The 26655-nt window shown below is 57.2% G+C and carries 27 protein-coding genes; 9 read left to right on the top strand and 18 right to left on the bottom strand.

Features of this window, described 5'->3' with window-relative positions; all coding sequences use genetic code 11:
• Positions 1–53: 53 nt before the first annotated feature.
• The 5 genes from artP (at position 54) to artJ (ending at position 3829) form a co-directional block, all read left to right on the top strand.
• Complete coding sequence (artP, locus tag ACP4QI_RS06935; RefSeq protein WP_059308406.1) at positions 54–782, top strand: arginine ABC transporter ATP-binding protein ArtP; 729 nt, start codon at positions 54–56, stop codon at positions 780–782.
• 19 nt (positions 783–801) lie between these two features.
• The gene (artI, locus tag ACP4QI_RS06930) at positions 802–1533 is read left to right on the top strand and encodes an arginine ABC transporter substrate-binding protein ArtI (protein ID WP_142488862.1); all 732 of its coding nucleotides are present in this window, start codon (positions 802–804) and stop codon (positions 1531–1533) included.
• A 6-nt stretch (positions 1534–1539) separates the two neighbouring features.
• Positions 1540–2256: an arginine ABC transporter permease ArtQ gene (artQ, locus tag ACP4QI_RS06925; protein WP_032617286.1), complete on the top strand. Its 717-nt coding sequence runs from the start codon at positions 1540–1542 to the stop codon at positions 2254–2256.
• The gene (artM, locus tag ACP4QI_RS06920) at positions 2256–2924 is read left to right on the top strand and encodes an arginine ABC transporter permease ArtM (RefSeq protein WP_142488861.1); all 669 of its coding nucleotides are present in this window, start codon (positions 2256–2258) and stop codon (positions 2922–2924) included. Before artQ ends, artM begins: the two co-directional genes overlap by 1 nt.
• 173 nt (positions 2925–3097) lie before the next feature.
• Positions 3098–3829 carry an arginine ABC transporter substrate-binding protein ArtJ gene (gene artJ, locus ACP4QI_RS06915; protein ID WP_142488860.1) on the top strand — a complete coding sequence of 244 codons (732 nt, stop codon included), beginning with the start codon at positions 3098–3100 and terminating at the stop codon, positions 3827–3829.
• Positions 3830–3970: 141 nt separating this feature from the next.
• On the opposite strand, the gene ACP4QI_RS06910 is transcribed toward artJ, so the two are convergent.
• From ACP4QI_RS06910 to nfsA, 11 genes are all read right to left on the bottom strand, one after another.
• Positions 3971–5425, bottom strand: coding sequence for a sensor histidine kinase (locus tag ACP4QI_RS06910; RefSeq protein ID WP_426494997.1), 1455 nt, complete (start codon positions 5423–5425; stop codon positions 3971–3973).
• Complete coding sequence (locus ACP4QI_RS06905) at positions 5422–6114, bottom strand: response regulator transcription factor (protein WP_426494998.1); 693 nt, start codon at positions 6112–6114, stop codon at positions 5422–5424. Before ACP4QI_RS06905 ends, ACP4QI_RS06910 begins: the two co-directional genes overlap by 4 nt.
• Before the next feature lie 135 nt (positions 6115–6249).
• Positions 6250–7377: a 23S rRNA (uracil(747)-C(5))-methyltransferase RlmC gene (gene rlmC, locus ACP4QI_RS06900; protein ID WP_426494999.1), complete on the bottom strand. Its 1128-nt coding sequence runs from the start codon at positions 7375–7377 to the stop codon at positions 6250–6252.
• Positions 7378–7417: 40 nt separating this feature from the next.
• Positions 7418–7906, bottom strand: a complete 489-nt coding sequence (locus ACP4QI_RS06895) for a YbjO family protein (protein WP_142488856.1) — start codon at positions 7904–7906, stop codon at positions 7418–7420.
• A gap of 59 nt (positions 7907–7965) precedes the next feature.
• Positions 7966–8811, bottom strand: coding sequence for a putrescine ABC transporter permease PotI (gene potI, locus ACP4QI_RS06890; protein WP_285131042.1), 846 nt, complete (start codon positions 8809–8811; stop codon positions 7966–7968).
• Positions 8808–9758: a putrescine ABC transporter permease PotH gene (gene potH / locus ACP4QI_RS06885; RefSeq protein ID WP_285110693.1), complete on the bottom strand. Its 951-nt coding sequence runs from the start codon at positions 9756–9758 to the stop codon at positions 8808–8810. Before potH ends, potI begins: the two co-directional genes overlap by 4 nt.
• Before the next feature lie 9 nt (positions 9759–9767).
• A complete protein-coding gene (gene potG / locus ACP4QI_RS06880) occupies positions 9768–10901 on the bottom strand; it encodes a putrescine ABC transporter ATP-binding subunit PotG (protein ID WP_142488854.1) in 1134 nt (377 codons plus the stop codon).
• Positions 10902–10997: 96 nt separating this feature from the next.
• The gene (potF, locus tag ACP4QI_RS06875) at positions 10998–12110 is read right to left on the bottom strand and encodes a spermidine/putrescine ABC transporter substrate-binding protein PotF (RefSeq protein ID WP_231312782.1); all 1113 of its coding nucleotides are present in this window, start codon (positions 12108–12110) and stop codon (positions 10998–11000) included.
• Between the two features lie 349 nt (positions 12111–12459).
• Complete coding sequence (locus ACP4QI_RS06870; RefSeq protein WP_156263300.1) at positions 12460–12936, bottom strand: YbjN domain-containing protein; 477 nt, start codon at positions 12934–12936, stop codon at positions 12460–12462.
• Between the two features lie 43 nt (positions 12937–12979).
• Positions 12980–13882, bottom strand: a complete 903-nt coding sequence (gene rimK, locus ACP4QI_RS06865; protein WP_142488851.1) for a 30S ribosomal protein S6--L-glutamate ligase — start codon at positions 13880–13882, stop codon at positions 12980–12982.
• A 72-nt stretch (positions 13883–13954) separates the two neighbouring features.
• The gene (gene nfsA, locus ACP4QI_RS06860; protein ID WP_142488850.1) at positions 13955–14677 is read right to left on the bottom strand and encodes an oxygen-insensitive NADPH nitroreductase; all 723 of its coding nucleotides are present in this window, start codon (positions 14675–14677) and stop codon (positions 13955–13957) included.
• A 180-nt stretch (positions 14678–14857) separates the two neighbouring features.
• Here nfsA and ACP4QI_RS06855 point away from each other — a divergent pair, with 180 nt between their 5' ends.
• Positions 14858–15127, top strand: a complete 270-nt coding sequence (locus ACP4QI_RS06855) for a GrxA family glutaredoxin (RefSeq protein WP_142488849.1) — start codon at positions 14858–14860, stop codon at positions 15125–15127.
• 13 nt (positions 15128–15140) lie between these two features.
• Here ACP4QI_RS06855 and ACP4QI_RS06850 read toward each other — a convergent pair whose 3' ends face one another.
• Entirely contained in the window at positions 15141–15530 is a 390-nt protein-coding gene (locus ACP4QI_RS06850; RefSeq protein ID WP_142488848.1) for an inner membrane protein YbjM, read from the bottom strand.
• Positions 15531–15804: 274 nt separating this feature from the next.
• On the opposite strand from ACP4QI_RS06850, the gene ACP4QI_RS06845 reads away from it, so the two are divergent.
• The 3 genes from ACP4QI_RS06845 (at position 15805) to ACP4QI_RS06835 (ending at position 19933) form a co-directional block, all read left to right on the top strand.
• On the top strand, positions 15805–17490 hold the full coding sequence (locus ACP4QI_RS06845; RefSeq protein WP_142488847.1) for an aspartate:alanine antiporter: 1686 nt from the start codon (positions 15805–15807) through the stop codon (positions 17488–17490).
• Between the two features lie 432 nt (positions 17491–17922).
• Entirely contained in the window at positions 17923–18969 is a 1047-nt protein-coding gene (locus ACP4QI_RS06840) for an acyltransferase family protein (protein WP_426495000.1), read from the top strand.
• Between the two features lie 427 nt (positions 18970–19396).
• The gene (locus ACP4QI_RS06835) at positions 19397–19933 is read left to right on the top strand and encodes a sterol desaturase family protein (RefSeq protein WP_426495001.1); all 537 of its coding nucleotides are present in this window, start codon (positions 19397–19399) and stop codon (positions 19931–19933) included.
• Here the strand turns inward: ACP4QI_RS06835 and crtB are convergent.
• The 6 genes from crtB to ACP4QI_RS06805 form a co-directional block, all read right to left on the bottom strand.
• On the bottom strand, positions 19872–20798 hold the full coding sequence (gene crtB, locus ACP4QI_RS06830; RefSeq protein ID WP_426495002.1) for a 15-cis-phytoene synthase CrtB: 927 nt from the start codon (positions 20796–20798) through the stop codon (positions 19872–19874). The genes ACP4QI_RS06835 and crtB overlap by 62 nt on opposite strands.
• Positions 20795–22273: a phytoene desaturase gene (locus ACP4QI_RS06825; protein ID WP_285131038.1), complete on the bottom strand. Its 1479-nt coding sequence runs from the start codon at positions 22271–22273 to the stop codon at positions 20795–20797. The genes crtB and ACP4QI_RS06825 overlap by 4 nt, the downstream gene beginning before the upstream one ends.
• Positions 22266–23441 carry a lycopene beta-cyclase CrtY gene (gene crtY / locus ACP4QI_RS06820; protein ID WP_426495003.1) on the bottom strand — a complete coding sequence of 392 codons (1176 nt, stop codon included), beginning with the start codon at positions 23439–23441 and terminating at the stop codon, positions 22266–22268. The genes ACP4QI_RS06825 and crtY overlap by 8 nt, the downstream gene beginning before the upstream one ends.
• Positions 23441–24469, bottom strand: a complete 1029-nt coding sequence (gene fni / locus ACP4QI_RS06815; protein ID WP_142488841.1) for a type 2 isopentenyl-diphosphate Delta-isomerase — start codon at positions 24467–24469, stop codon at positions 23441–23443. Before fni ends, crtY begins: the two co-directional genes overlap by 1 nt.
• A complete protein-coding gene (locus ACP4QI_RS06810) occupies positions 24466–25386 on the bottom strand; it encodes a polyprenyl synthetase family protein (RefSeq protein WP_156263292.1) in 921 nt (306 codons plus the stop codon). Before ACP4QI_RS06810 ends, fni begins: the two co-directional genes overlap by 4 nt.
• A 226-nt stretch (positions 25387–25612) precedes the next feature.
• The gene (locus tag ACP4QI_RS06805; protein ID WP_156263291.1) at positions 25613–26185 is read right to left on the bottom strand and encodes a DUF2239 family protein; all 573 of its coding nucleotides are present in this window, start codon (positions 26183–26185) and stop codon (positions 25613–25615) included.
• Between the last annotated feature and the right edge of the window lie 470 nt (positions 26186–26655).

The raw sequence follows: 26655 nt of genomic DNA, 5'->3' as shown, positions 1-26655 counted from the left end.
CTATTTGCGGCCTCAATTGCTATAGATTGCCTGGATGAGTAAAGACTGCCCCGATGAGTATTCAACTAAACGGCATTAACTGCTTCTACGGCGCACACCAGGCGCTGTTCGACATCACACTGAATTGCCCTGAGGGCGAAACGCTGGTGCTGTTAGGCCCAAGCGGCGCGGGTAAAAGCTCGCTGCTTCGCGTCCTCAATCTGCTTGAAATGCCGCGCTCCGGTACTCTGGATATCGCCGGTAATCACTTTAATTTTGCCAAAGCGCCGTCTGAAAAAGCGATCCGCGATCTGCGTCAGAACGTCGGTATGGTCTTCCAGCAGTACAATCTCTGGCCGCACCTCACCGTGCAGCAGAACCTGATCGAAGCGCCGTGCCGTGTGCTGGGCCTCTCTAAAGAGCAGGCGCTGGCCCGTGCCGAGAAGCTGCTGGAACGCCTGCGCCTGAAGCCGTACAGCGACCGTTATCCGCTGCACCTCTCCGGCGGTCAGCAGCAACGTGTGGCCATTGCCCGCGCCCTGATGATGGAGCCTGCCGTGCTGCTGTTTGACGAACCGACCGCCGCACTGGACCCGGAAATCACCGCCCAGATCGTCAGCATCATCCGCGAGCTGGCGGAAACCAACATTACTCAGGTGATCGTAACCCACGAAGTGGAAGTGGCGCGTAAAACCGCCAGTCGTGTGGTCTATATGGAAAACGGTCATATCGTAGAGCAAGGGGATGCGAGCTGCTTTGCCCAGCCGCAGACCGACGCGTTCAGAAATTATCTGTCTCACTAATCGAATCGAGAGAACGACAATGAAAAAAATAGTGATTGCCGCCCTGCTTGCAAGCGTTAGCCTCTCTGCAACAGCCGCTGAGACCATTCGTTTCGCGACCGAAGCGTCCTACCCTCCGTTTGAGTCTATGGATGCCAACAACAAGATCGTCGGCTTCGATGTGGATCTGGCTAACGCCCTGTGTAAAGAGATCGACGCCACCTGTACCTTTGCGAACCAGTCTTTCGACAGCCTGATCCCAAGCCTGAAATTCCGCCGTATCGACGCGGTGATGGCCGGTATGGATATCACTCCGGAACGTGAAAAGCAGGTTCTGTTCAGTACTCCGTACTATGAGAACTCTGCCCTGTTCATCGGTCAGAAGGGTAAATACGCCTCTATCGAAGCGCTGAAAGGCAAGAAAGTGGGCGTGCAGAACGGTACCACCCACCAGAAATTCATTATGGATAAGCACCCGGAAATCACTACCGTTCCATACGACAGCTACCAGAACGCCCGTCTGGATCTGCAAAACGGCCGTATCGACGCGGTCTTTGGTGACAACGCGGTGGTGACCGAATGGCTGAAGGCCAACGACAAGCTGGCTGCGGTTGGCGATAAAGTGACGGATAAAGATTACTTCGGCACCGGCCTGGGCATTGCCGTGCGCCAGGGCAACACCGCGCTGCAGCAGAAATTCAACACCGCGCTGGAAAAAGTGAAGAAAGATGGCACGTACGATTCCATCTACAAAAAATGGTTCCAGAAGTAAGAACTGATGAACGAAATTTTTCCATTAGCAAGCGCCGCCGGGATGACCGTCGGCCTTGCCGTTTGTGCGCTGATCATCGGCCTGGTGCTGGCGATGATCTTTGCCGTGTGGGAGTCGGCTAAGTGGCGACCTGTCGCCTGGACCGGCTCAGCACTGGTGACCCTTCTTCGCGGCCTGCCGGAAATTCTGGTGGTGCTGTTTATCTATTTCGGCTCGTCACAGCTGCTGCTGATGCTGTCGGACGGCTTTACGCTCAATCTGGGCGTAGTGCAGATCCCGATTCAGATGCAGATCGAAAACTTCGACGTCAGCCCGTTCCTGTGCGGCGTGATCGCGCTCTCCCTGCTCTACTCCGCCTATGCCTCGCAGACGTTGCGCGGCGCGCTGAAAGCGGTGCCGGTGGGTCAATGGGAGTCCGGTCAGGCGCTGGGGCTGTCGAAAACGGCAATCTTCTTCCGTCTGGTGATGCCGCAGATGTGGCGTCATGCCCTGCCGGGGCTCGGCAACCAGTGGCTGGTGCTGCTGAAAGATACGGCGCTGGTGAGCTTAATCAGCGTTAACGACCTGATGCTGCAGACCAAAAGCATCGCCACCCGTACCCAGGAGCCTTTTACCTGGTACATCGTGGCGGCGGCTATCTACCTGGTGATCACGTTGCTCAGTCAGTACATTCTCAAGCGTATTGACCTGCGTGCGACGCGTTTTGAACGGAGACCAGGCTGATGCTGGATTACTTACCCGAACTGATGAAAGGGCTGCATACCAGCCTGACGCTGACCGTCGCCTCGATTATCGTGGCGCTGGTTCTGGCGTTGATTTTCACCATCATCCTGACGCTGAAAACGCCGGTGCTGGTGTGGATCGTGCGCGGCTACATCACCCTTTTTACCGGCACCCCGCTGCTGGTGCAGATCTTCCTGATTTACTACGGTCCGGGCCAGTTCCCGACGCTGCAGGAGTATCCGGTGCTGTGGCATCTGCTCTCCGAGCCGTGGCTCTGCGCCCTGCTGGCCCTGTCGCTGAACAGCGCCGCCTATACCACCCAGCTGTTCTACGGCGCCATCCGCGCCATCCCGGACGGGCAGTGGCAGTCGTGCGGTGCGCTGGGGATGAGCAAGAAAGATACGCTGGCGATCCTGCTGCCGTACGCCTTCAAGCGCGCCCTCTCCTCGTACTCCAACGAAGTGGTGCTGGTGTTCAAGAGTACGTCGCTGGCCTACACCATCACCCTGATGGAAGTGATGGGCCACGGACAGCTGCTGTACGGACGCACCTACGATGTGATGGTGTTTGGTGCCGCAGGGTTAATTTACCTGGTGGTCAACGGCCTGCTGACCCTGCTGATGCGTCTGGTTGAGCGTAGAGCGCTGGCGTTCGAACGCCGCAACTAAAACTGCATACAATGTGATTAAAGAAGGCGGACAAGTCTAACCACTGTCCGCCTTTTTTTATATTTCACTAATATTTAATCATTTTTATTGCATACAAATTCATTCAATGGCATTGTAACTCCCAGCCGCAGACACGGCATATAATGACAAGATTGACAGACGGGAGCTTCACAATGAAAAAGTTAGTTCTGGCCGCTTTACTGGCAACCTTCGCCGCGGGCGCTTCTGCCGCCGATAAAATCAACTTCGGTGTTTCTGCGACTTATCCACCGTTCGAATCGCTGGATGCCAGCAACCAGATCGTCGGGTTTGATATCGACCTGGCGAAAGCGCTCTGTACCCAGATGCAGGCCGAGTGCACCTTTACTAACCACGCCTTTGACAGCCTGATCCCGTCCCTGAAATTCAAAAAATATGACGCGGTGATCTCAGGTATGGACATCACCCCGGAGCGTAGCAAGCAGGTGACTTTCACCGACCCGTACTACGCCAACTCTGCGGTGGTGATTGCGAAGAAAGGCGCTTACAAATCCTTTGATGAGCTGAAAGGCAAACGCATCGGGATGGAAAACGGTACCACGCACCAGAAATACCTCCAGGATAAGCACCCGGAAGTGAAAACCGTAGCCTATGACAGCTACCAGAACGCGATTATTGACCTGAAGAATGGCCGTATCGATGGCGTGTTTGGCGACACGGCGGTGGTAAACGAGTGGCTGAAAACCAACCCGCAGCTGGGCACCGCTACCGATAAAGTGACCGACCCGCAGTATTTCGGCACCGGTCTGGGCATTGCAGTGCGTCCGGATAACAAAGCCCTGGTGGAGAAACTGAACGGCGCCCTGAAAGCGATTAAAGCGGACGGCACGTATCAGAAAATCAGCGACCAGTGGTTCCCGCAGTAAGTTTGTTGTGCCGGGTGGCGGCTTCGCCTTACCCGACCTACGGGCTGTGCGGTCTGATGCCCGGTGGCGGCTTCGCCTTACCGGGCCTACGGGCCCCAGGGTTTTTGTAGGCCGGGTAAGCGTTAGCGCCACCCGGCGTTTTTATAACGGCACATAAAAACGAAATATTGCGCCCTGACCCGCCTCTATTAACCTGATCCCGCCCCCGTGCAGCTCCAGCATCCTTTTGACGATCAACAGCCCCAGCCCGCCGCGATTATCCCGCGCCGCCTGCTGACTCAGCGCCGATGGCCGCATAAAAAGCCGATCGCGCAGATGTGCATCAACCCCCGGCCCGCTGTCATTCACCTCCACCTGCACCTGCTCGCCCTCCAGCCACACTTTCAGCCCGATCTCGCCGCCCGGTGGGGTATGGCGAATAGCATTATCCAGCAAATTAGTCACTACCCGCTCGATCATCGACAGATCGGCATTGATCATCGGCAGCTGCCGCGGCACGTCGATATGCAGCCGGAGCTGGCGGGTCTCCACCGCCAGGTCAAACTTTTGCGCTACGTCGGAGATCAGCTCCCCGATGGCAAAGCGCTCCCGCTGCGGCTTGATGCTGCCGTGCTCAAGGCGCGCCAGCTCAAACAGCTGCTGGGACAGATGGCGAACTTTGTGCCCCTGGCGCAGAGCGATAGAGAGATAGTGCTGGGTCTCCTGCGGTGAGAGCGTGCCGGCTTTCAGCGACAGGGTCTCCAGATACCCCAGCAGGGAGGTCAGCGGAGTGCGCAGATCGTGGGAGATATTGGCGATAAACTCCCGGCGCTGCCGGTCGCTGTCGGCCAGCTGATCCCACTGGCTGGCAATCTGCTGCGCCAGTTCGATAAAGGTGTTACGCAGCAGGGCCACTTCGTCCGACGGGGCGGTCTGTGGTGGCTGGGCGGCCAGCTGCTTGATGACGTGCATACTTTCGCGATCGAGACCGCTGACCTCGTCGGTTAACTGCTTCACCGGCCGGGTCACCCAGTACCAGACCAGGCCGCCCGCCAGCGCGCCGAAAAGGGCCACCAGCAGCAGCGACCAGAGCACCGTGCTCCACAGCGTTTTCTGCCACGCCCGCTCCGCCAGCGCGTTCAGCTCTTCCCCCTGCAAAATAATGTACAGATAGCCGCGCAGTACGCCGTCCTGATGCAGCGGCACGGCGCTGAAGACCTTCTCTCCCGTCAGGGTGCGGGGATCGTCCCCGTAGACCGGCATCATCCCGCCGCTGAGAAACTGCTGCACCGGCGCAACAGTGAGCTTTTGCCGCTTGATATGCCCCGGCGGCGCAGCATCGGCGAGGATCTCCCCGTCCGGGGAGAGGATGTAGAGTTCCACGCTGGGGTTAAAGGTCATCAGCCTGTCGAACAGCGGCTTGAGCCGGGTGCGATCGACCTGCCCGTTGGCATCCAGCAGGGTTTCACGCTGGGCGATGTGCTGCGCCAGCCCGCCGGAGAGACGCTGCACCATGGCATTCCCGTACTGCATGCTGGTCCAGAGCTGCACCGCGCAGGCCACTGCCGCACAGCCCGTCAGCAACAGGATAAACAGCAGGGTGAGACGACGCGTCATTCCGCCTCCCTGGTAAACCGGTAGCCTTTGCCCCAGACGGTGCGGATCACCTCCGGCTCGGCGGCGTCTTTCTCAATTTTTACCCGCAGGCGGTTGATGTGGGTGTTGACGGTGTGTTCGTAGCCTTCGTGCTGATATCCCCACACCTGTTCAAGCAGGGCCAGGCGGGAGAAGACCTCCCCGGGATGACGGGCGAAAAAGTAGAGTAGATCGAATTCACGCGGGGTGAGATCCACCCCCTCGCCGTGCAGCAGGACGCTGCGAGCCAGCGGGTCGATGGTCAGGCCGTGGGCGGTAATAAGCCCGGAGGACTGCTGGCCCATCGCCTGCTGACGGCGGAACAGCGCCCGGATCCGCGCCACCAGCTCCTGCACCGAGAAGGGTTTAGCGAGGTAGTCATCGGCCCCGGTTTCGAGGCCCAGAATGCGCTCGGTTTCGCTGCTGCGGGCGCTGATGATAATCACCGGCAGGTAGTGATCGCGCTGGCGGATAGCCCGGCAGAGGGTCAGCCCGTCAACGTTGGGCAGCATCAGGTCGAGGATCACCGCATCCCAGTGGGCTTGCCCGAGCAGGTGCAGCGCCCTGCCCCCGTCCGCCTCGTGGGTAATTACGTAACCTTCGTCTTCTAAATTGAGGCGCAGTAACGCGGCGATATCGCCATCGTCCTCCACCAGCAGGATCTGCTTCATCGGTCAGCCTTATTAAATCTTAACAGGTAAAGCTTACCCGATTTCCGCGGCGGGAAACGTTCACATTTTGTTTAAGATTGCGCGGGCCGACAAAACCCGTAGGCCCGCGCAAGCGCAGCGCCGCCGGGCAGTGGCTCAGGACTTAACTAACAGGGTCAGCACTTCATAGTGCGCGGTATGAGGGAACATATCGAACAGCTGCACGCGCGCAAGGCGATAGCCCGGCAGTTCGCGGAGATCTTTCGCCATCGTCTGGGCATTGCAGCTGGAGTAGATAATAAAATCCGGGGCCATCTGGCTCAGGTAGTCGCACAGCGCCTTGCCGATGCCGCGGCGCGGCGGGTTAACCAGCACCAGGTCCGGCACGTTGCCCTGGCCGGTGGCGAACTGCGTCGAATCGAGTGCCTGGAAATGCAGATTCGTTAACCCCAGTTCGGTAGCCGACTGGGTCGCGCAGGCGATCGCCTCGGCGGAAATTTCAATCCCGGTCAGCTTCATCTCCGGGGTGGCGCAGTGCAGGCCAAAGCCGCCGACGCCGCAAAACAGATCCCACATATGATTCACCGGAAGCCCACGCACCCAGTCGCGGGCGGTGGCGTACAGCTGGCTGGCGACGGTCGGGTTGGTCTGGAAGAAGCTCTTCGGGCGGATCCACAGCGGCACGTCGTTGAAACGTTCTGCCAGCGCCTGGGGCTCAGTGAAGAAGATCTCTTCGTCGCCCTCCATGATCGCCATATGTACCGGCTGAATATTAGCGGTGATCACCTTCAGCTGCGGCAGCTGTTCCTGGAGCCACGGCAGCGCCGCGCGCAGCTGAGGCAGCTTGGCGTCCGAGCGCAGCACGAAGCGTAGCATCATCCCGCCATCAAGCTGGCTTTCGGTGAGCAGAATGTACTTCAGCTCGCCGCGCTTGCGCTCCACGTTGTAGGGCGTGAGGCCCGCGCGGGCAATAAAGGGTTTCAGGGCGGCAAAGACCGGGGCAAACGAGGCTGGATAGAGCGGGCAGTCGGTCAGATCGACAGGGGTGCCGTCCCGGTGGAGCATTCCGAGCAGCGGTTTTTCGACGCTGCCGCTGACCACCATTTTGGCTTTATTGCGAAATGCCTGTTCCGGCCCGCTGACCGGCGCGCACCACTCCGCCACCGGCAGGTCAGACAGCAAGGTCTGCAGGTCGGCCATTTTGGCGGAAAGTTGAGAAGAGACTGGCTGTTCTATCCACTGGCAGGAGCGGCAGCGACCGGCGTCATAGAGTGCGCACTGCATAACGAAACCTTAATACGTCTGGGGGCAGCGATTATACACGTTATTGCAGACGGAAAAACCGTCGGCTGGCCGCGGGCACGAACAGCAGGCCGAGCACCAGGATATCGGGGAGCTTTTGCATCACCAGGGTATGGAAGATCTCGCGTTTTGACTCGCCGGGGATGCTGAACAGTTCCGGATAACCGTAACCCAGCGACGCGGCCCACAGATAGCCGGTGGCGACCACTTGGGTCAGCAGGTAGATGAGCCGCGCCCAGTTACGCCCTTTCACCAGCGAAAAGGCGCAGTAAATTTCGATAAACACCAGCATCAGGCTGGCGAAAAAGACCAGCGTCAGGTTCCATGTCTGGACGCTGCGGTGAATGAACTCGCCCATGCCGCGCACGCCCAGAGTATTGAAAATCATAAATACATCGAGGCAGCGGATCATAATAATGGCGAGCGCCGCCACCTGCACCAGAGCAGGAACATTCAGACGGGCATGTGACTGACTTGTTTTGCTGAAAAATCCCAACGTGATGTCTTCCATGAAACGATGCCGCGATAACGCGGCATCTCAATTACGCTTCTTTGCAGATTTTAGGAGCTTCAGCCGCGTCTTGCACGCTGGATATCGCGCTGGCGCTGTTTTTCAGACCGCGCCATCAGATACCAGGCAATCAGGCCGATAATGCCGACCACGCCCAGGATCAGCGTTGCCAGGGCGTTAATCTCCGGGTTGACCCCCATGCGCACGCTGGAGAAGACCAGCATCGGCAGCGTGGTCGCCCCCGGGCCGGAGACAAAGCTGGCGATCACCAGGTCGTCGAGCGACAGGGTAAAGGCCAGCAGCCAGCCGGAGACCACCGCCGGCATGATCATCGGCAGGGTGATGATGAAGAACACCTTCAGCGGCGTCGCCCCGAGATCCATCGCCGCCTCTTCAATGGAGTGATCCAGCTCGCGCAGCCGCGAGGAGATCACCACCGCCACATAGGCGGTGCAGAAGGTGACGTGGGCCAGCCAGATGGTCAGCATGCCGCGATCCGACGGCCAGCCAATGGCGTGCCCCATCGCCACAAACAGCAGTAGCAGCGACAGGCCGGTGATCACGTCGGGCATCACCAGCGGGGCGGTGATCATAAAGGCAAAACCGTTGGCGCCGCGGAAACGGCCAAAGCGCACCATCACCACCGCGGCGATAGTGCCGAGGATCGCCGCCATCGTCGCCGCGCAGGCGGCAATGGTCAGGCTTAACCCCACGGCGCTCATCATCGCCTCGTCGCGGAACAGCTCCCCGTACCAGCGCGTGGACCAGCCTGCCCACACCGTCACTAATTTGGAGCTGTTGAAGGAGTAGATCACCAGCATCAGCATCGGGGCATACAGGAAGGTAAAGCCGAGCACCAGGATCAGGATCCGCCACGGCGAGCGCACTACCGGTAAGTTGTTCATCCGTGATCTCCCATCTGTTTCTGCTGGTACTTGTGGAACCACATGATCGGCACGATCAGCAGCAGCAACATCACGATCGCCACCGCCGAGGCCACCGGCCAGTCGCGGTTATTAAAGAACTCCTGCCACAGCACGCGGCCAATCATAATGCTGTCCGGGCCGCCGAGCAGTTCCGGGATCACGAACTCCCCCACCGCCGGAATAAACACCAGCATCGACCCGGCGATAATCCCGCCTTTGGTCAGGGGCACGATGACGCTGAAGAAGGTTTTCATCGGACGGGCACCGAGATCCAGCGCCGCTTCTACCAGCGAGTAGTCGATGCGCGTCAGGGCGGTATAAATCGGCAGAACCATAAACGGCAGATAGGCGTACACAATGCCGATATAGACCGCCAGATTGGTGTGCAGAATGGTCAGCGGCTGGTCGATAACCCCCAGCCACAGCAGAACGTTGTTCAGCACGCCGTTGTTTTTCAGGATCCCCATCCAGGCATAAACGCGGATCAGGAACGAGGTCCACGAAGGTAGAATCACCAGCAACAGCAGGATATTACGCGTCGAGGGCTTGCTGTGGGCCACCGCCCAGGCCAGCGGGTAGGCCAGCAGCAGACAGCAGATCGTCGAGACAGCCGCCACCTGCAGGGACTGCAGATAGGCCTCAAAATAGAGCGGATCGTCGGTCAGCTGCAGGAAGTTGCCCAGGTTGAGCATGATCGACAGCTGGCTGTCGCCCCACTCCACCAGATCGCTGTAGGGCGGGATCGCGCGTGCCATCTCGGCCAGGCTGATTTTAAACACAATCAGGAATGGCAGCAGGAACAGCAGGATCAGCCACACATAAGGGAGGGCGATCACCAGCTTGCGCCCGTGGGCCATCTGCATCCGCGTCAGCCAGCTGGTATCAATGCCCGCAGCTGGGCGGGTCACAGGTTCAGGTTTGCTCATCGCCATTCCTTATACCGTCAGCACAACGCAGCTGTCCGCTTCCCAGCAGAGACGCACTTCGTCGCCCCAGGTCGGCAGCCCTTTACGGTAGCGGTAAGTGTTCTGCAGCTGGGCGCTGATCATCTGTCCGCTCTTCAGACGGACATGATAGATGGAGAGATCGCCCAGATAGGCAATATGCACCACCTCCCCCACCGCAAAGTTATAGCCATCGGCAGGCGGCGCGTCGCAAAGTGTGATTTTCTCCGGGCGCAGCGCTACGTACACCGGCACGTTGTCCACCACCGAGTTGTCGGCGGCGACCTTCAGCGGGTGGATAAGGCCCGGCGAGTCGATCACCAGCCCGTCCTCTTCACGCGTTTTCAGCAGCCCTTCGAAGACGTTCATGGAGCCGATAAATTCGGCGCTGTAGCGGGTGGTCGGGTGCTCGTAGATCTCTTCCGGCTCGCCAATCTGCACGAACTTGCCGCGGTTCATGATCGCAATGCGTCCGGCCATGGTCATCGCCTCTTCCTGGTCGTGAGTCACCATCACGCAGGTCGCGCCGACGCGCTCCAGAATATCCACCACTTCCAGCTGCATGCGGTCGCGCAGTTTTTTATCCAGCGCCCCCATCGGCTCATCCAGCAGCAGCAGTTTTGGCCGTTTCGCCAGGCTGCGGGCCAGGGCCACGCGCTGACGCTGCCCGCCCGAGAGCTGGTGCGGCTTACGCTTCGCAAACTCCTGCATATGCACCAGGCTCAGCATTTCGGCCACGCGGGCGGCGATCTCGGCTTTCGGCATTTTGTCCTGCTTCAGGCCAAAGGCGATGTTCTGCTCCACGGTCATGTGCGGGAACAGCGCGTAAGACTGGAACATCATATTGATGGGACGCTGATACGGCGGTACCTGCGAGAGGTCAACGCCGTCGAGCATAATCTGCCCGGCGCTGGGCTGTTCGAACCCGGCCAGCATGCGCAGCAACGTCGATTTCCCGCAGCCAGATGCACCCAGCAGGGCAAAAATTTCGCCTTTGTAGATAGTCAGGCTGACATCATCCACGGCATTCTGACCATCAAAAGATTTGGTCAGGTTACGGATTTCCAGCAGCGGGGTCAGCGCTTTACGGGTTTTCGCCTGCGGGCGGGGGATCGCGTCGTTCACGGGGTGCTCTCCGGCATCAATCAAACTGGTGCAGGCGCACCAGAACGGTGCGCCTGTTGCCGGGGGCGCTACGCTTGCCCGGCCTACGAGGAGCGGTTATTTACCGCTTTTCACTTTCGTCCACGCACGGGTACGGACGCGGTCGATTTTCGGCTCCTGGACGCTCAGGGTGAACATCTTGGCGCGCACGTCTGCCGGCGGGTAGATACCCGGGTTGTCACGTACTTCGGCGCTGACCAGTGAGGTGGCCTCTTTGTTACCGTTGGCGTAGAAGACATGGTCAGAGATGTGGGCAATAACGTCCGGACGCAGCAGATAGTTCAGGAACTGATAGGCTTCGTCTTTGTTTTTTGCATCAGCAGGCATCGCAAAGACGTCGAAGAAGGCCATCGCCCCCTCTTTCGGGATCGAATAAGCGATATTCACGCCATTTTTTGCCTCTTTGGCGCGGTTAGCCGCCTGCAAGACGTCACCTGCCCAGCCGATAGCCACGCAGATATCGCCGTTCGCCAGATCGTTAATGTACTGGGACGAGTGGAAGTAACGGATGTTAGGACGCAGCTTCAGCAGCAGGTCTGTGGCCGGGCCGGTGTAGTCATCCGCTTTAGTGCTGTTTGGATCTTTGCCGAGGTAGTTCAGGACGGTGGCAAACACCTCTTCCGGAGCATCGAGGAAGGAGACGCCGCAGCTTTTCAGCTTCTCGAGGTTCTCTGGCTTCAGCACCAGATCCCAGCTGTTCACCGGCGCATCGGCACCCAGCACCTGTTTCACTTTTTCGACGTTATAGCCGATGCCGGTGGTCGCCCACATGTACGGCATGGCGTACTTGTTGTCCGGATCGTGTTTGGCGATGAGCTTCAGCAGCTCGGGGTCGAGGTTTTTCCAGCCCGGCAGTTTGCTTTTATCCAGCGGCTGGAACACGCCGGCAGAGAGCTGACGCTCAAGGAAGCTGGCTGACGGCACGACCAGATCGAAGCCGGTGCTGCCCGCCATCAGTTTGCCTTCCAGCACTTCGTTGGAATCGAAGACGTCGTAGACGACTTTAATGCCGGTCTCTTTTTCGAAATTCGCCACCGTATCCGGGGCAATATAATCAGACCAGTTATAGATATGCAGCGTTTTTTGTTCCGCAGCAAGCGTGCCGGCAGAGACAGCCATCAGAGCACCTGCAACCAGACCCGATAACCATTTTTTATTTAAAGCGATCATAGCGGTAATCCTTCTGAAAGCGCGTTAACAAACGCGCTAAAAATGAACACTCTTAGCCTATGCAAGAAACGTGCATAATTTATCACTCTGCCTGCAGCAGAAGATGTTACTCAGGTGGCAGTATCTGCTCGCATTTAACAGCATCGCAAGAATAAACTGTAGCTTGTCTCCGTAGCTATAGCTCAGATTAAAAAACGCCTTTTAACAATTTTTTATGCAGTAAATGTCTATGTGATAAGCCGAATTGGCGGGATGGCGGTGAATAATTCTTTAAAGAAAGGTTAAATCCAGCAGAAAAGAGGGTGTTATGCAGCCGCTACGACAGCGACTGCCTAAAAGTCAGACAGCTTTAGTGCAGAAAATTGCCCGAAGTTTCAGGTTGCTCAGCGCCCTCTTCGGCGTTGTACAACAGATGATGGGCGCTGGCTTCAAGCATCACCATGGAGATCTGCTCTTCGCTCTGCTGAATGAAGGCCGCGAACTGCGGGAAAGTCAGCCCGACGGCTGCGTTGAAAGACTGGCAAACCACCAGTTTTGGCAGATTATCATCCTGTATATCGAGAAATGCCTTCACCGTCAAAGAACTGGCATTGATGGCGGATAAATCCGATGCTAAGGCCAGCAATGCCGAGGGTTTGACCTCCGCCAGCGCGGAAAAAAGAATGACGTCGTTAATCAGATCGAGCTTGGCATCAAACACGCCGTCAAAGTTTTGCATGTGCGGCAGGTGCAGCGCCTGGCAGGTGTCGCATTCAAAAAAGCTAACGCCCATGTTGTCGAGCCAGTGGCGCAAGGTATCAAGTGTCGGTACTACGAGTGAATCCATAACGGTGGAACCTCTTAAAAAATAACAGTGCGTGGCAGGTCAGTTATCCGCCCGTTTTCAGACAAAACTCCGGCGTGGCCTGGCGCTCTATCCAGCCGATCATCTTCCCGGCGATATCAATCCCGGTGGTTTTCTCAATGCCTTCCAGCCCCGGTGAGGCGTTAACCTCCATCACCAGCGGCCCGCGATCGGCACGTAAGATATCGACCCCGGCAATATCGAGCCCCAGCGTCTGGGCGGCAAGCAGTGCGATCTCCCGCTCGCGCGCGGTGATCTCCACCATCCGGGCAACGCCCCCCCGGTGCAGGTTGGAGCGAAAATCGCCCTCTTTGGCCTGACGTTCGATGGCCGCAACCACTTCATCGCCCACCACCAGACAGCGAATGTCCCGCCCTTTCGCCTCCTGAATGTACTCCTGCACCAGAATGTGCGCGTTCAGGCCGCGAAAGGCATCGATCACGCTCTCTGCTGCCTGACGGGTTTCGGCCAGCACCACGCCAATCCCCTGGGTGCCCTCCACCAGCTTGACCACCAGCGGCGCACCGCCCACCATCTCGATCAGATCGCTGGTGTCGTCGGGCGAGTGGGCAATGCCGGTGATGGGCAGGTCGATCCCCTGACGGGCCAGCAGCTGCAAAGAGCGGAGTTTGTCGCGCGCCCGGGTAATGGCCACGGATTCATTCAGCGGATAACTGCCGAGCAGCTCAAACTGGCGCAGGGCGGCGGTGCCATAGAAGGTGATTGCCGAGCCAATGCGCGGGATAACCGCGTCAAAGTGCGGCAGCTGACGCCCTTTATAGTGAATGGAGGAGGCCGCCGGGCTGATATTCATATAGCAGGACAGCGGGTCGAGGATTTCTACCTGATGGCCGCGCTGCTCCGCCGCTTCACGCAGGCGTTTACAGGAAAAGAGCGTTCCATCCCGGGACAATATGGCAATTTTCACCCTGCACCTCTCAGACATAATCCGGTAAAAGCCTGCGTATCATACACGCAGGCAGGCGCAGGATGAATGGACTTATCGCGTCGCCCAGCCCTGTTTATGCAAATAGTCGAGAATAAACGGACGGTTTTCCTTGATGATGGTGCGCCGGATATGGTCGCTCCATGTATCACGACGATTATTGGTCGCGCGGCTGAGGTAGTAGTTCGCCAGCTCCTCGTCGTACTGCGCCAGCACCTCTTGATCGACCGGCTGATAGTGGTTTTCATGCACCACCATCGCCGCAGGCAGGCGCGGCTTGACGTCCGGGTTATCCGCCGGCCAGCCGAGGCACAGGCCAAACAGCGGCAGAACGTGCTTCGGCAGCTGCAGCAGTTCGGTCACCGCCTCAATGCTGTTGCGGATGCCGCCGATGTAAACGCCACCCAGTCCCAGCGACTCCGCCGCCGTCATCGCGTTTTGCGCCAGCATTGCGGTATCCACCACCCCGAGCAGCAGCTGCTCCGCCAGGCCAAGCTGCGCTTCAGGGCAGATTTGCAGATGGCGGTTAAAGTCGGCGCAGAAGACCCAGAACTCCGCCGCCTGGGCGACATGCTGTTGTCCGCCGGTGAGGGTCACCAGCTGTTCGCGCATCGCGGGGTCGGTGATGCGGATAATGGAGCTGCACTGCAGGAAGCTTGAGCTGGACGTGCCCTGCGCACCGGCAATAATGGCCTCGCGCTGCGCGTCGCTGATGGGTTCCTGAGTAAAATGGCGGATGGAGCGGTGGGAACGTAGCAGATCAATTACTGGCGTCATCTTGTCTCTCTTTACGGGCGTTACTGACATTTCGCCAGTATAGGCAAAGAAAAGGAGGCTGTAATTGGCCAAACATAGCCTGAAGATATCAATGCAACAGGCAGAACCTGCTTTCCATTACCGATAGTTATCGGCAATATAGCGTTATTCGCCGTCTGGCTTAGTTTCAGGAGAGAGAACATGTTTGCAGTGATTTTTGGACGTCCGGGTTGCCCTTACTGTGTGCGCGCAAAAGATCTGGCAGAAAAACTGACCGCTGAGCGTGAAGATTTTAACTACCGCTACGTGGACATTCACGCCGAAGGCATCACCAAGGCCGATCTGGAAAAAACCGTCGGTAAGCCGGTTGAAACCGTTCCGCAGATTTTCCTCGACCAGACCCACATCGGCGGCTTTACCGATTTTGAAGCCTACGCCAAAGAGCACCTGGGGCTGTTTGCTGCCCAGTAAGCCTTTCACGCCCTCACTCTGAGGGCGTTTTTATTCTCTCGCGGCGGTTCTTCAGCGCCCGGCGCACAAACAGAAAGAACAGCGCACCTAACGCACACCAGAAAACGCCACTCAGCAGCCAGGCCAGCTCCTGTACCATCGTGCGTGACGGGATAAACATCATCCGCATCACCACCAGGCAGACCGGCGCGGCAAGTATCGCCCCAATCAGCGGCCTGATCACCTCTCCGCCACGGGAGAAGAAGCTGGCAGCGATACCCGGCAAGGTGAAGAAGAGTAATCCCAGTCCAGGGTAGCCTGCGGACATAAACGCCCCCCTCACCCTGAACGTCAGACAGACGCACACCGCGGTGAACAGTAAAAAGCAGCAAGCCACGCCAAACCAGTTACGTTTAATATTCAATCTATCCCCCTGCCAGTGCGGACAAATACTTTTTTCGCCCCGTGGACGCCAATTAGTTGAGTCACCCGGCATTCCTTGCCAAAATCAGCACGCCATTACGTCATCGCTATCAAAGGGTGATATTTGTTAAAAATTAACTAATAGTTTGATATTACTTTGTGGGATATATTATAATGCGCGATCGGGAGCGTTACTCCTTCTCTTACAGTGCAAAACAGTAGCCTAAATATCCCACCCCTTCAACCACTTACTGGTAAACGAAAAGTTATCCTCCGTGAACATAAACGTCGCAGAATTGTTAAACGGGAATTACATCCTGTTATTATTTGTGGTACTGGCTCTGGGTCTTTGCCTGGGTAAATTACGTCTCGGGTCGATCCAACTCGGTAATTCTATTGGCGTTTTAGTCGTTTCGTTATTATTAGGCCAGCAGCATTTCAGTATTAACACCGATGCCCTAAATCTGGGCTTTATGTTGTTTATTTTTTGTGTCGGCGTCGAAGCCGGGCCCAACTTTTTTTCTATTTTCTTCCGCGACGGCAAAAATTACCTGATGCTGGCGCTGGTGATGGTCGGCAGCGCCCTGCTCATCGCGCTGGGTTTAGGCAAACTGTTTGGCTGGGATATCGGCCTGACGGCGGGCATGCTGGCCGGGTCGATGACCTCCACGCCGGTGCTGGTGGGTGCCGGGGATACGCTGCGCCATCTCGGGCTGGATAACGCCCAGCTGTCGCTGGCGCTGGATCACCTCAGCCTCGGCTATGCCCTGACCTATCTGATTGGTCTGGTGAGTTTAATTGTCGGCGCACGCTATCTGCCGAAACTGCAGCATCAGGATCTGCAGACCAGCGCCCAGCAGATCGCCCGCGAGCGCGGTCTGGACACTGACACCAAACGCAAAGTCTATCTGCCGGTGATCCGCGCCTACCGCGTCGGCCCGGAGCTGGTGGCCTGGGCGGACGGTAAAAATCTGCGCGAGCTGGGCATTTATCGCCAGACCGGCTGCTATATCGAACGTATTCGCCGTAACGGCATTCTGGCTAACCCGGACGGCGATGCGGTGTTGCAGATGGGCGATGATATCGCGCTGGTGGGTTATCCGGATGCGCACGCCCGTCTCGATCCGAGCTTCCGTAACGGCAAAGAGGTGTTCGACCGCGACCTGCTCGACATGCGCATCGTCACCGAAGAGATCGTGGTCAAGAACCACAACGCCGTGGGCCGCCGCCTGGCCCAGCTCAAGCTGACCGACCACGGTTGCTTCCTCAACCGGGTGATCCGCAGCCAGATTGAGATGCCTATCGACGACAACATCGTCCTGAACAAGGGGGATGTGCTCCAGGTGAGCGGCGACACGCGCCGCGTGAAAACCGTCGCCGACCGCATCGGCTTTATCTCCATTCACAGCCAGGTGACCGACCTGCTGGCGTTCTGCGCCTTCTTTATCGTCGGCCTGATGATCGGGATGATCACCTTCCAGTTCAGCAACTTTAGCTTCGGCATCGGCAACGCCGCAGGCCTGCTGTTCGCCGGGATCATGCTCGGCTTCCTGCGAGCCAACCATCCAACCTTCGGCTATATCCCTCAGGGCGCGCTGAACATGGTGAAAGAGTTTGGCCTGATGGTATTTATGGCGGGCGTCGGCCTGAGCGCGGGCAGCGGTATCAGCCACAGCCTGGGCGCAGTGGGCTGGCAGATGCTGGTGGCTGGGTTAATCGTCAGCCTGGTGCCGGTGGTGATCTGTTTCCTGTTCGGCGCCTACGTGCTGCGCATGAACCGCGCCATGCTGTTCGGCGCGATGATGGGCGCCCGTACCTGCGCCCCTGCGATGGAAATTATCAGCGATACCGCCCGCAGCAACATCCCGGCGCTGGGCTATGCCGGTACCTACGCCATCGCTAACGTGCTGTTAACCCTTGCGGGGACCTTGATCATCATCATCTGGCCGGGGCTGGGATAAGAGAGAAATTTGCGCAATGGCGAAAAAATTTTCGCTATGCGCAGAACTTTTCTGTCATCCGTCAGTCATAACTATTGCCACTGCTTTTCTTTGATGTCCCCAATTTGTGGAGCCCATCAACCCCGCCGTTTTGGTTCAAGGTTGATGGGTTTTTTGTTGCCTGTGATTTACACTCATGTATCGACAAAATGACGACTGCATTAAAAACTCACTTCCGTAAAACAATCAGAAGAACGTTCATGACTTTAGAAGGGCGCTATCAGAAATGCGTCGTCAGGCTGCGAAAGAGGCAAGATTGACAGAGATTGCAGATGAGAGCAGTTTCAGAAGAAGATTGGCAGCGCAGTGACATTTTGGCTTAGAATGAAGAAACGATGGGTATCACTATCAAATGTTATGATAGCATCAGAAAAAATTCACCTGAACATGACTATGAACATCAGAAATGACCTTCACGGATTAACAATATTCCGTTTTATAACTGCTTTTTATGTATTTTTATTTCATTGTAATCTGAGATATAAGGCTGAAGTCTCCGAGTGGCTGCAATCTGTGATCGGAAATGGCGCTATTGGGATGTCTTTCTTTTTTGTCCTTTCTGGTTTTGTCATGGCATGGGCTTCAAGAAAGGGAATTAAAGAAAACTACTATCGTTCCCGAGTCGCCAGAATATTTCCTGCTTATTTCATTATGGGTTTAATTTCAATCCCTTTCCTTTTTGAATACAACCTGAAACAGGCCATAACCTATATTTTATTATTTTTAACCACTGCTCAGTCGTGGTTTCCTGACAGTTTTAGCCAATGGAATTTTGGTGGTTCATGGTCTGTTTCAACGGAAATGTTTTTTTATCTCGTTTTCCCATTCCTTTTGCCGCTAATAAAAAAAAGACCGATACTTTCATTAAGCATTGCGATCATAATATCATCAATAATCATACCAACATCTATGATATTAACTAATAGTGCGGATTTCCCACGTTATTATGTCAGTCCTGTCCACCGCTTACCGGAATTTGTCGCAGGTGTAGCGCTTGGATGTATTTTTGCGCAAGGTTTCCGTTTCACTCGTTTTAACAATAGTTTGCTTGTTCTCGCTATAGCATTACTACTTTTCATTTCTCCAACAAACAATATTGGCTGGATGCAAAACAACTATATAACACTACCTGCCACTTGCATTGTTGTTTATTACCTTGCAAGTGCAGCTATCAATAAAAATATAATCACGCTCCCTTTGATATATTTAGGAAAGATAAGTTACTCATTTTACTTAATGCAGCTGCCTATCATGATTTATATAACAAAATATCATGACACGCTGGCATCATTTCCCACATGGTTTATATGGACACTTTTGGCATTGATTAATTTAGTAATGGCTTCGGCTTGCTACCATTTCGTTGAAGATAATAAAACTATAAAATCTTTCATTCTTAACTGGAAGCGCAAACCAAATTCATCGTTAGAATTAAATTAGTTGAGGTTTTTAGGCCAGGAAACTTATGATGCTGCAAATGTTTCACTGGCCTGCAAAGTTTAGTGTAGTGCATCCTTATCATCGGTTTAACTCTATCCTTGCCGAGGATGAGGCGAGGTTACAACTTAGTCTTCTATAAATTTATAGTTAATGATACCTTGCGCGTTAGCAGCGGTGTAGATTTCATCTTTGCGGCGACTATCCCGGCTTTCGTCTTTTTTATTCATCCGTGCCCCTCTCATTACCACCCCAGATGTCATTTCCTAAACTTTCTTGCGCCAGGGAGCTTCTATATATCCCCAGAAAAGATCTGTTGTTTTCAGGCAACAAATCGCACCCGCCAGCCCCATCTATCCACCCTTCCCCCATTTAAGTGTTACGCTTAATACCTGAGACAAACATTTCTCCCCGAGCCCAAGGAGTACCAATGCTCGCGTTGTACAACACCCTAATCGTGCTGTTAACCGTTGCCGCCATGGAGTTAGTCGCCGCCCTTGCGCATAAGTACATCATGCACGGCTGGGGGTGGGGATGGCATGAGTCGCATCACGAGCCGCGCACCCGCTGGTTCGAGGTCAACGACCTGTACGCGGTAGTGTTCGCCGTGCTGGCGATTGTGCTGATTGCGCTGGGGACATGGGGCCTGTGGCCGCTACAGTGGATAGGCGCCGGGATGACGCTCTACGGCGCGCTCTATTTCATGGTGCATGACGGGCTGGTGCATCAGCGCTGGCCGTTTCGCTATATCCCGCGTCGGGGTTACCTTAAACGCCTCTATCTGGCGCACCGTCTGCACCACGCGGTACGGGGCAAAGAGGACTGCGTCTCCTTTGGTTTTCTCTATGCACCGCCGATTGAAAAACTGCAGGCCACCTTACGCCAGCGCAAGGCGCGCCGTGGGGCTAGCGCGGGCGCTGCCAGAGCTGAGGCGGGCGCGGTGACGGCGTCGCAAAACGAGAAGTGAGCGAAAGCAAGGCGCCTTTCAGCATTAATCCCGATTTCTCAAACGCGCTGGTCCCCTGCCGTATATCCCAGGCCCGGGGCCCCGCCGCGCTGACTTTCACGCCAATCTCACGATATACCCCGTGCGCCGAGGCTATCGCCCAGGCGGATCGCAGCGGCAGCCCGGCCAGACCTTCCCGGGCAGAGGCATAGTAAGGTTCGGCTTCTGCCACCAGCCGCCGGGCGATATCCGCGAGGGGAGCGCGCATTTTGGGCTGTGCTATCTCCCCCGGGGGGATGTCCGCCTCTGCCAGCCACTGGGCGGGTAGATAACAGCGGCCCACCCGGGCATCCTCGACAATATCCCTGGCGATATTGGTCAACTGAAAGGCGAGGCCTAAATCACAGGCCCGATCGAGCACGGCTTCATCGCGTACCCCCATCACCCTCGCCATCATTAACCCCACCACCCCCGCCACGCGATAGCAGTATTGCAGGGTGTCATCGAAAGTCTCGTAATGCGTCTCGCGTACGTCCATGGCAAAACCGTCAAGGTGATCGTAAGCCAGCTGGAGCGGAATGTTGTGGCCCAGCGCCACCTCCTGAAAGGCGGCAAAGGCGGGGTCACGCATCTCTCCCCCTTCCCACGCGCGCAGAGTCTGGCGTTTGAGCATCTCCAGACGCTGCTCTGCCTGGGCGCTGTCCACGGGACTGGCGTTAAATCCCAGCTCCTGGCCGTCGATAACGTCATCGCAGTAGCGGCACCAGGCGTAGAGCATCAGCACGCTACGCCTGGTGGCCGGATCGAAGAGTTTCGCTGCGGTGGCAAAGCTTTTCGAGCCCACGGCTATGGTGTCGGTCGCGTGATCCATCAGGGTGGTGTTCATCGGGAAAGCGCCTCCAGCATCAGCCCTGCCGTAGCTTTGGCCGAACCAATCACCCCGGGAATACCGGCGCCCGGATGGGTGCCCGCCCCGACCAGGTAAAGATTGGGGATCCGGCTGTCGCGATTGTGCGGCCGGAACCAGGCGCTCTGGCGCAGGATCGGTTCGACCGAAAAGGCGGAGCCCAGATGAGCGCCAAGCTGGTCGCGAAAATCGAAGGGAGTGAACATGCGGTGGGTCACCAGCTGGCTGCGCAGCCCCGGCATGTAATGGGCTTCAAGATAATCGAAAATCCTGTCGCGCAGGCGCGGCCCTTCCACTTCCCAGTCGAGATCCGCGGTGCCTAAGTGGGGCACCGGGGCTAACACGTAATAACTGCCGCAGCCCGGCGGCGCGAGGGAGGGATCGGTGACGCAGGGGGCGTGCAGGTAGAGGGAGAAATCCTCCGCCAGCGCGTTTTTATTGAAGATATCGTCGATCAGCTCTTTATAGCGCGGCCCGAAACACACCGTGTGGTGCGCAAGATCGTGCTGCTTGTTCAGGCCAAAATAGAGCACAAATAGGGAATTACTCATGCGTTTGCGCTTGAGCGATGTCGCGCGCGCCGCCCCCGCCGGATGATGCCCCAGCAGCTTTTCATAGGTATGCACCACGTCGGCATTGGAGGCCACCGCCGCGGTCGGGATCGTCTGGCCGTCTTTCAGCTCCACGGCGCGAATGCGATCGCCCTCGGCCACCAGCCGGGTCACCTCCGCATTCAGCTGCAACTCCCCGCCGAGATCCTGATAAAGCTTCACCAGCCCCTGCACCAGCGCCCCGGTGCCACCGCGGGCAAACCAGACGCCCCACTCACGCTCCAGGGCGTGGATCAGGGTATAAATGGACGAGGTGGCAAACGGGTTGCCCCCCACCAGCAGGGAATGAAACGAGAACGCCTGACGCAGCTGTTCATTCTCGATAAAGCGCGAAACCATGCCGTAGACGCTGCGCCAGGCCTGCAATCGGGCAAGCTGCGGCCCGGCGCGGAGCATATCGCGAAAAGAGAGGAACGGCACCGTGCCGAGCTTGAGATACCCCTCGTTAAACACCGCCCGCGAGTAGGCGTGAAATTTGCGGTAACCCTCCACGTCACGGGGGTTAAAACGTCTTATCTGTTCTTCCAGCCGGGCCTGCACATTGTCGTAATCAAAGACCTCTCCCGTCTCCCAGCACAGGCGATAGAATGGAGTGACCGGCAGGAGATCGACATAATCCGCCATCCGTTTTCCGGCCAGGGTGAACAGCTCTTCGATGGCGCTGGGATCGGTTATCACCGTCGGCCCGGCGTCAAAGGTGAACCCTTGATCGTGATAAACGTACGCGCGCCCACCGGGCTTATCCCGCTGCTCCAGCAGGAGTGTGGCAATGCCCTGGGCCTGTAGCCGAATGGCCAGCGCTAATCCGCCAAACCCGGCACCAATAATGACTGTTTTATTCATGGTGAAACGCTCGCATCCGGGGAGTGAGTTTCAGTATGGCGAGCATCGCTTCGCCGACGGGAACCGGGGGCTTACCTGCCAGGATCCGCGCTTTATCGGCCAGGGTCAGCTGCCCGGCGTAAAAGCGGGCAATCAGCCCTTCGTTAAGAGAGTAAAAACGTTGCATCACCTGCCAGCGTTTATCGGCATCCCCCGCCAGAAACAGCATGCGGTTGAGAGTGCGGAAAAATCGCTGCTCCTGCCACTGGCGCAGGGCATAGCGATGAATCACGGAAAAGATCGCGGCCGCGCTGATATCCGCGGTGCCGGCGATGGCTTCGGCCAGCGCCACCGCGTGTGGCAACGAATAGCCGGTGGTGGCATGAAACAGCCCGGCGCGCAGGCCGCTGCACGGCTGTTTATCCCGCGCCTGCCAGTAGGCAGGGAAATCACCCGCCAGCATAATCGGCAGATGGCCCCGCTCTTCGCGGATCAGGCGGTCCAGGCACCAGCCCTGCTGGCGGGCGTAGTCAGCAATGTTTTGCCGCGCGGCGCTGAGGTGCAGCCGGGCGGCGTCAATGTAGTGGGTATCTTCGATCAGCAGTTCGGTGGCGGAAAGCGGCAGGGTATAAACAAAACGATACCCGCCCTGTTGGTTGACCGTGGCGTCCATCAGTATCGGCCGGGTCAGGCCGTGCGGCTGGCGGAGATGCCACTCCTGGCCAAGAAATGACTGGCTGCCGGTGTTGAGGTGCCTGTCCGGCGTGTAGCCCCGGCCATCGATCACCGCGCGGGCCCGGAGCGTGGTGCCGTCGGCGAGCGTCACCGTCTGCGGAGTGAGCGCGGTGACGGCGGCGTCAGTTTGCAGGCTCTCGCCACAGGCGTCGGCCAGCACGGCGGCAAAACGCGCGGAGGTGATGCTGAGGTAGTCCCCGGTAAGGGTCCGGTTCAGGCCGGGAAAGCGGACGTCGTATCCCTGCCAGCGATGTGCCACCAGGGGGGCAAGCCACCGGTGCTGCCCGGGGGTAATGTCGCCTTCATGAAACGACCAGGTGTGATTCCCCCCCGGCTGGCTATCGGCCTCGAGAAGCAGCACGCGCAGCCCGGGGCGCTGTTGACGCAACCGTAACGCGATCAGCCCGTTCGCCAGCCCACCGCCCGCTAAGATGATGTCCCACTCGTGCGCCATTACGTCTGCGCCACCAGCGTGGCCTGACGCAGCTGGGCCAGGTTGGCGCTCCCGGTGCAGAAACAGGCGACGCGCAGCTGGTCGATGATCACCTGAAAATGGTCAATGACCGCCTCGCTGGAGAGTAACGCGCTTTGCAGCACCCCGGCCGCCTGCCCCACCAGGCTTGCGCCCAGGCGGATCGCTTTTGCCACCTCGATGCCGTTGGCGATCCCACCCGAGGCCACAAGCGGCATGTCGGGCAGCGCCTGATGCAGATCCTGTAATGCCGTCGCGGTCGGGATCCCCCAGTCGGCAAAGGCCATCGCCACCGCCCGGCCATGAGCGGTGACGGCGCGTTCGCCCTCAACCGCCGCCCAGCTGGTACCACCGGCTCCGGCGACATCCAGCATCGCCACGCCCGCCGCAGCCAGCTGACGGGCAACCGGTACCGAAAGCCCGCTGCCCACCTCTTTGACCACCACCGGCACATGCAGCGCCTCGACGGTCTGATGAATGGCGTCGATAACCCCGCACCAGTTGCGATCCCCGCCGTGCTGCAGCGCCTCCTGAAGCGGGTTGAGGTGGATAATCAGCGCATCTGCCGCGAGGGCCTCTACGGCGCGTCTGGCATAGTCAATGCCCTGTCGGCCCGCGATTTGCGCGGCACCGAGGTTGGCCATCAGCACCACGTCCGGGGCAAAGGCGCGCAGTTCACGCGTCAGGCCGTAGTTAGCCTCGCTCTCCAGCGCCACGCGCTGGGAGCCAACCCCCATCGCCAGCCCCAGGGCCTGCGCGGCAAGGGCAAGATGTTGATTGATCTGGCTCGCCCGACGGGTACCCCCGGTCATAGAACTGATCAGCAGCGGCGCCTTCAGGGCGCGGCCAAACAGCGAGGTCGAGAGATCAATATCATCAAGATGCAGTTCAGGCAGTGCACAGTGCCCGAACCGCCATTTTTCAAAGCCGCTGGTACACTTTTTTACCCCGGGCGTGCTGTTCAGTACGATATCGAGATGATCGCTTTTACGTTGCGACAGGTTGCTCATTGACACTCCGACAGGGATAACGACAGGCTCTGACTGATAAGCGTCAGCTGTTTTTCAAACCAGACGTGAACATAGTGCCGGGCGGTAGTTCCCGGCTGACAGGCGGTAGCAATATGCTGGTCGGCGCTGCGCACGTGCTCACGCAGGCGCAGGAAAACGCTCTCTGTCCCGAGCACGGCGACCAGCGTCGATTTATCTTTATCCTGATGGGGATCTTTGCCGGTGGCGTGTGAGCCGTCCGTCAGGTCATCTATCAGCTGGAAAGCCTGACCGAGATCGCGGGCGAAAAAGCGCAGGCGTTCGCTGACTTGAGGCGGTGCTTCGGCCGCAATGGCCGCCAGTTGCAGGGTGGCATTGAACAGGCTGCTGGTTTTCAACTCATTGGTCAGCTGTATTTCATCCGCATTACGGCTCTGCCGGGCCTCGTTCAGATCGCGAAATTGCCCCTGTACCAGCCCCATATGCCCCACCGATGCTGAAAGCTCAGCAATCGCCCGCGCTTTGGCCTCGTGCGTCAGCGAAGGCGCGCGTGAGATGACGCAAAATGCGTGACTCAGCAGCGCCACTGCCGCCAGTATCGCGACGCTTTCGCCATACTGACAGTGAACCGTCGGCCGCCCGCGTCTGAGCATGGCATTGTCCATGCAGGGCATGTCATCCAGAATCAGGGAGGCCACGTGAACCATTTCAATGGCGCAGGCCAGATCCAGAAGGCCTGTCCGCTCAGCTTTGTAGCCCATGTCGGTCGCCGCCAGCAGCAGCAACAGAGGGCGCATGCGCTTGCCGGCGACAAGCGTTGCTTCGCGCATGGCCGCGTAGACCTGGCCCTCCTGCTCTCCCGCAGGCAGCAGTTGTTCCAGACGTTGTTCAAACGCAGACAGCAGCATTTTTACATCATCTTCATGACTAAGGGTCATAGGGGCTTCCCCGGTATATGGTGGCGACTTCCGCAGAAGAGGTAAAAACGCTTGCCGCAGGATGATTTACAAAGCGTAGCGTATCCTTCTGCGTTTTGTTGCCCGCCGGGGTAAGAGAAAACGAAAATAGTTATTAATTATATTAAAATCAATAACTTAAAATTATAGACATGAAGTAAGTTGCACAAAAATTTACATTTGTAGAGATATTAGAACCCCCTTCCCGTCACCCCTGCTGGTGATCCTCTTCTTTGCCAAACGCCAGCCGTAACGCGTACTGGCGAATATCCTGCGGCCAGTTTTTGATACCCGCGGTAAACGCGACCTCATCGTCAGCAAAGAGCGCACGCAGGCTGGCTTCGTAATCAGGCAGATCCCCGGCTATCTCATACATAAAGTGGTAGGCGCGGTCGTGTCGCTGGCGCTTGCTATCCGCCGCGTCACTGGATTTTCGCGCCTGATCGATAAGCCTGCGCAAGGTAGCGGAAGCCCCGCCGGGCTGGGAGGCTAGCCACTCCCAGTGACGCGGCAGCAGCGTCACCTCTTTTGCCGAGACGCCAAGCTTTGGCCTGCCCCGGGTTCTGACGACGCTGCTTTCTGCCAGCTCCGGGTACACCGCCAGAGTGCTGGCAATATCCCCGTGAAGGTGAATATCGAGACGCTTGCCGCTACGATCGTTAAAAATGAAAACGGTTTCATCCTGAATATTAGCGGACTGGATCTGCTGGATCAGCGCGCTCAGCGTACCGTGCGCAATCTGTTGCTGTCGCCAGAAGGCGGTAAGGGTGATGTTCGCCATGCTGCTACCTTTTCTATCCGGGTAAAAATAGCAACGTACGCGCAGGCGCGCGCCCTGTCAATTATACCCGGGTAAAAACAAGGGTCTGTGGCCTTTGCTGAAACGGGTAAATTTGACGCGCTGGGGGCAAGAATAACGGCGGCAGATATCTGTACGGCTTAAAAATAATTGGCAGATAAAAGAGTAGATCATTTTTCTGTTAAAAATGGACTCTGACCGCATATATCTTCTCGCGGCGGAAAAATTAACTCCCTGCGGTATTTCACTGCCTGCTCTGCTGTATCCCCTTTCGAAGAACTACCAGAAATGGAGATTGACTGATTATTTCAACATGTTAAATTTTTTGAGATTTTTCTCATGGATGAGCATCACGCTTTCTCAAGAGCAGTGGACATATAAATTTTTCCTCCATCAGAATTTGTTTTCGTGGTTTATCGGGCCTTAAGTCAAATTTATAAGCGATCGCGGAA

The sequence above is a fragment of the Leclercia sp. TB492 genome, from assembly GCF_049974505.2.
GTDB classification, from domain to species: Bacteria; Pseudomonadota; Gammaproteobacteria; order Enterobacterales; family Enterobacteriaceae; genus Enterobacter; species Enterobacter adecarboxylatus_C.
This window is presented reverse-complemented; position numbering and strand designations above follow the sequence as displayed.

Bases quoted from the DNA above. Each gene is read 5' to 3' on its own strand.
- rlmC (WP_426494999.1), bottom strand. From the start codon at position 7,377: ATGCAGTGCGCACTCTATGACGCCGGTCGCTGCCGCTCCTGCCAGTGG.
- artP (WP_059308406.1), top strand. From the start codon at position 54: ATGAGTATTCAACTAAACGGCATTAACTGCTTCTACGGCGCACACCAG.
- ACP4QI_RS06895 (WP_142488856.1), bottom strand. From the start codon at position 7,906: ATGGAAGACATCACGTTGGGATTTTTCAGCAAAACAAGTCAGTCACAT.
- ACP4QI_RS06835 (WP_426495001.1), top strand. From the start codon at position 19,397: ATGCTCGCGTTGTACAACACCCTAATCGTGCTGTTAACCGTTGCCGCC.
- nfsA (WP_142488850.1), bottom strand. From the start codon at position 14,677: ATGACGCCAGTAATTGATCTGCTACGTTCCCACCGCTCCATCCGCCAT.
- ACP4QI_RS06855 (WP_142488849.1), top strand. From the start codon at position 14,858: ATGTTTGCAGTGATTTTTGGACGTCCGGGTTGCCCTTACTGTGTGCGC.
- artM (WP_142488861.1), top strand. From the start codon at position 2,256: ATGCTGGATTACTTACCCGAACTGATGAAAGGGCTGCATACCAGCCTG.
- crtY (WP_426495003.1), bottom strand. From the start codon at position 23,441: ATGGCGCACGAGTGGGACATCATCTTAGCGGGCGGTGGGCTGGCGAAC.
- potF (WP_231312782.1), bottom strand. From the start codon at position 12,110: ATGATCGCTTTAAATAAAAAATGGTTATCGGGTCTGGTTGCAGGTGCT.
- potI (WP_285131042.1), bottom strand. From the start codon at position 8,811: ATGAACAACTTACCGGTAGTGCGCTCGCCGTGGCGGATCCTGATCCTG.
- ACP4QI_RS06810 (WP_156263292.1), bottom strand. From the start codon at position 25,386: ATGACCCTTAGTCATGAAGATGATGTAAAAATGCTGCTGTCTGCGTTT.
- crtB (WP_426495002.1), bottom strand. From the start codon at position 20,798: ATGAACACCACCCTGATGGATCACGCGACCGACACCATAGCCGTGGGC.
- ACP4QI_RS06840 (WP_426495000.1), top strand. From the start codon at position 17,923: ATGAACATCAGAAATGACCTTCACGGATTAACAATATTCCGTTTTATA.
- ACP4QI_RS06870 (WP_156263300.1), bottom strand. From the start codon at position 12,936: ATGGATTCACTCGTAGTACCGACACTTGATACCTTGCGCCACTGGCTC.
- artJ (WP_142488860.1), top strand. From the start codon at position 3,098: ATGAAAAAGTTAGTTCTGGCCGCTTTACTGGCAACCTTCGCCGCGGGC.
- ACP4QI_RS06910 (WP_426494997.1), bottom strand. From the start codon at position 5,425: ATGACGCGTCGTCTCACCCTGCTGTTTATCCTGTTGCTGACGGGCTGT.
- fni (WP_142488841.1), bottom strand. From the start codon at position 24,469: ATGAGCAACCTGTCGCAACGTAAAAGCGATCATCTCGATATCGTACTG.
- potH (WP_285110693.1), bottom strand. From the start codon at position 9,758: ATGAGCAAACCTGAACCTGTGACCCGCCCAGCTGCGGGCATTGATACC.
- ACP4QI_RS06805 (WP_156263291.1), bottom strand. From the start codon at position 26,185: ATGGCGAACATCACCCTTACCGCCTTCTGGCGACAGCAACAGATTGCG.
- artQ (WP_032617286.1), top strand. From the start codon at position 1,540: ATGAACGAAATTTTTCCATTAGCAAGCGCCGCCGGGATGACCGTCGGC.
- ACP4QI_RS06905 (WP_426494998.1), bottom strand. From the start codon at position 6,114: ATGAAGCAGATCCTGCTGGTGGAGGACGATGGCGATATCGCCGCGTTA.
- ACP4QI_RS06825 (WP_285131038.1), bottom strand. From the start codon at position 22,273: ATGAATAAAACAGTCATTATTGGTGCCGGGTTTGGCGGATTAGCGCTG.
- artI (WP_142488862.1), top strand. From the start codon at position 802: ATGAAAAAAATAGTGATTGCCGCCCTGCTTGCAAGCGTTAGCCTCTCT.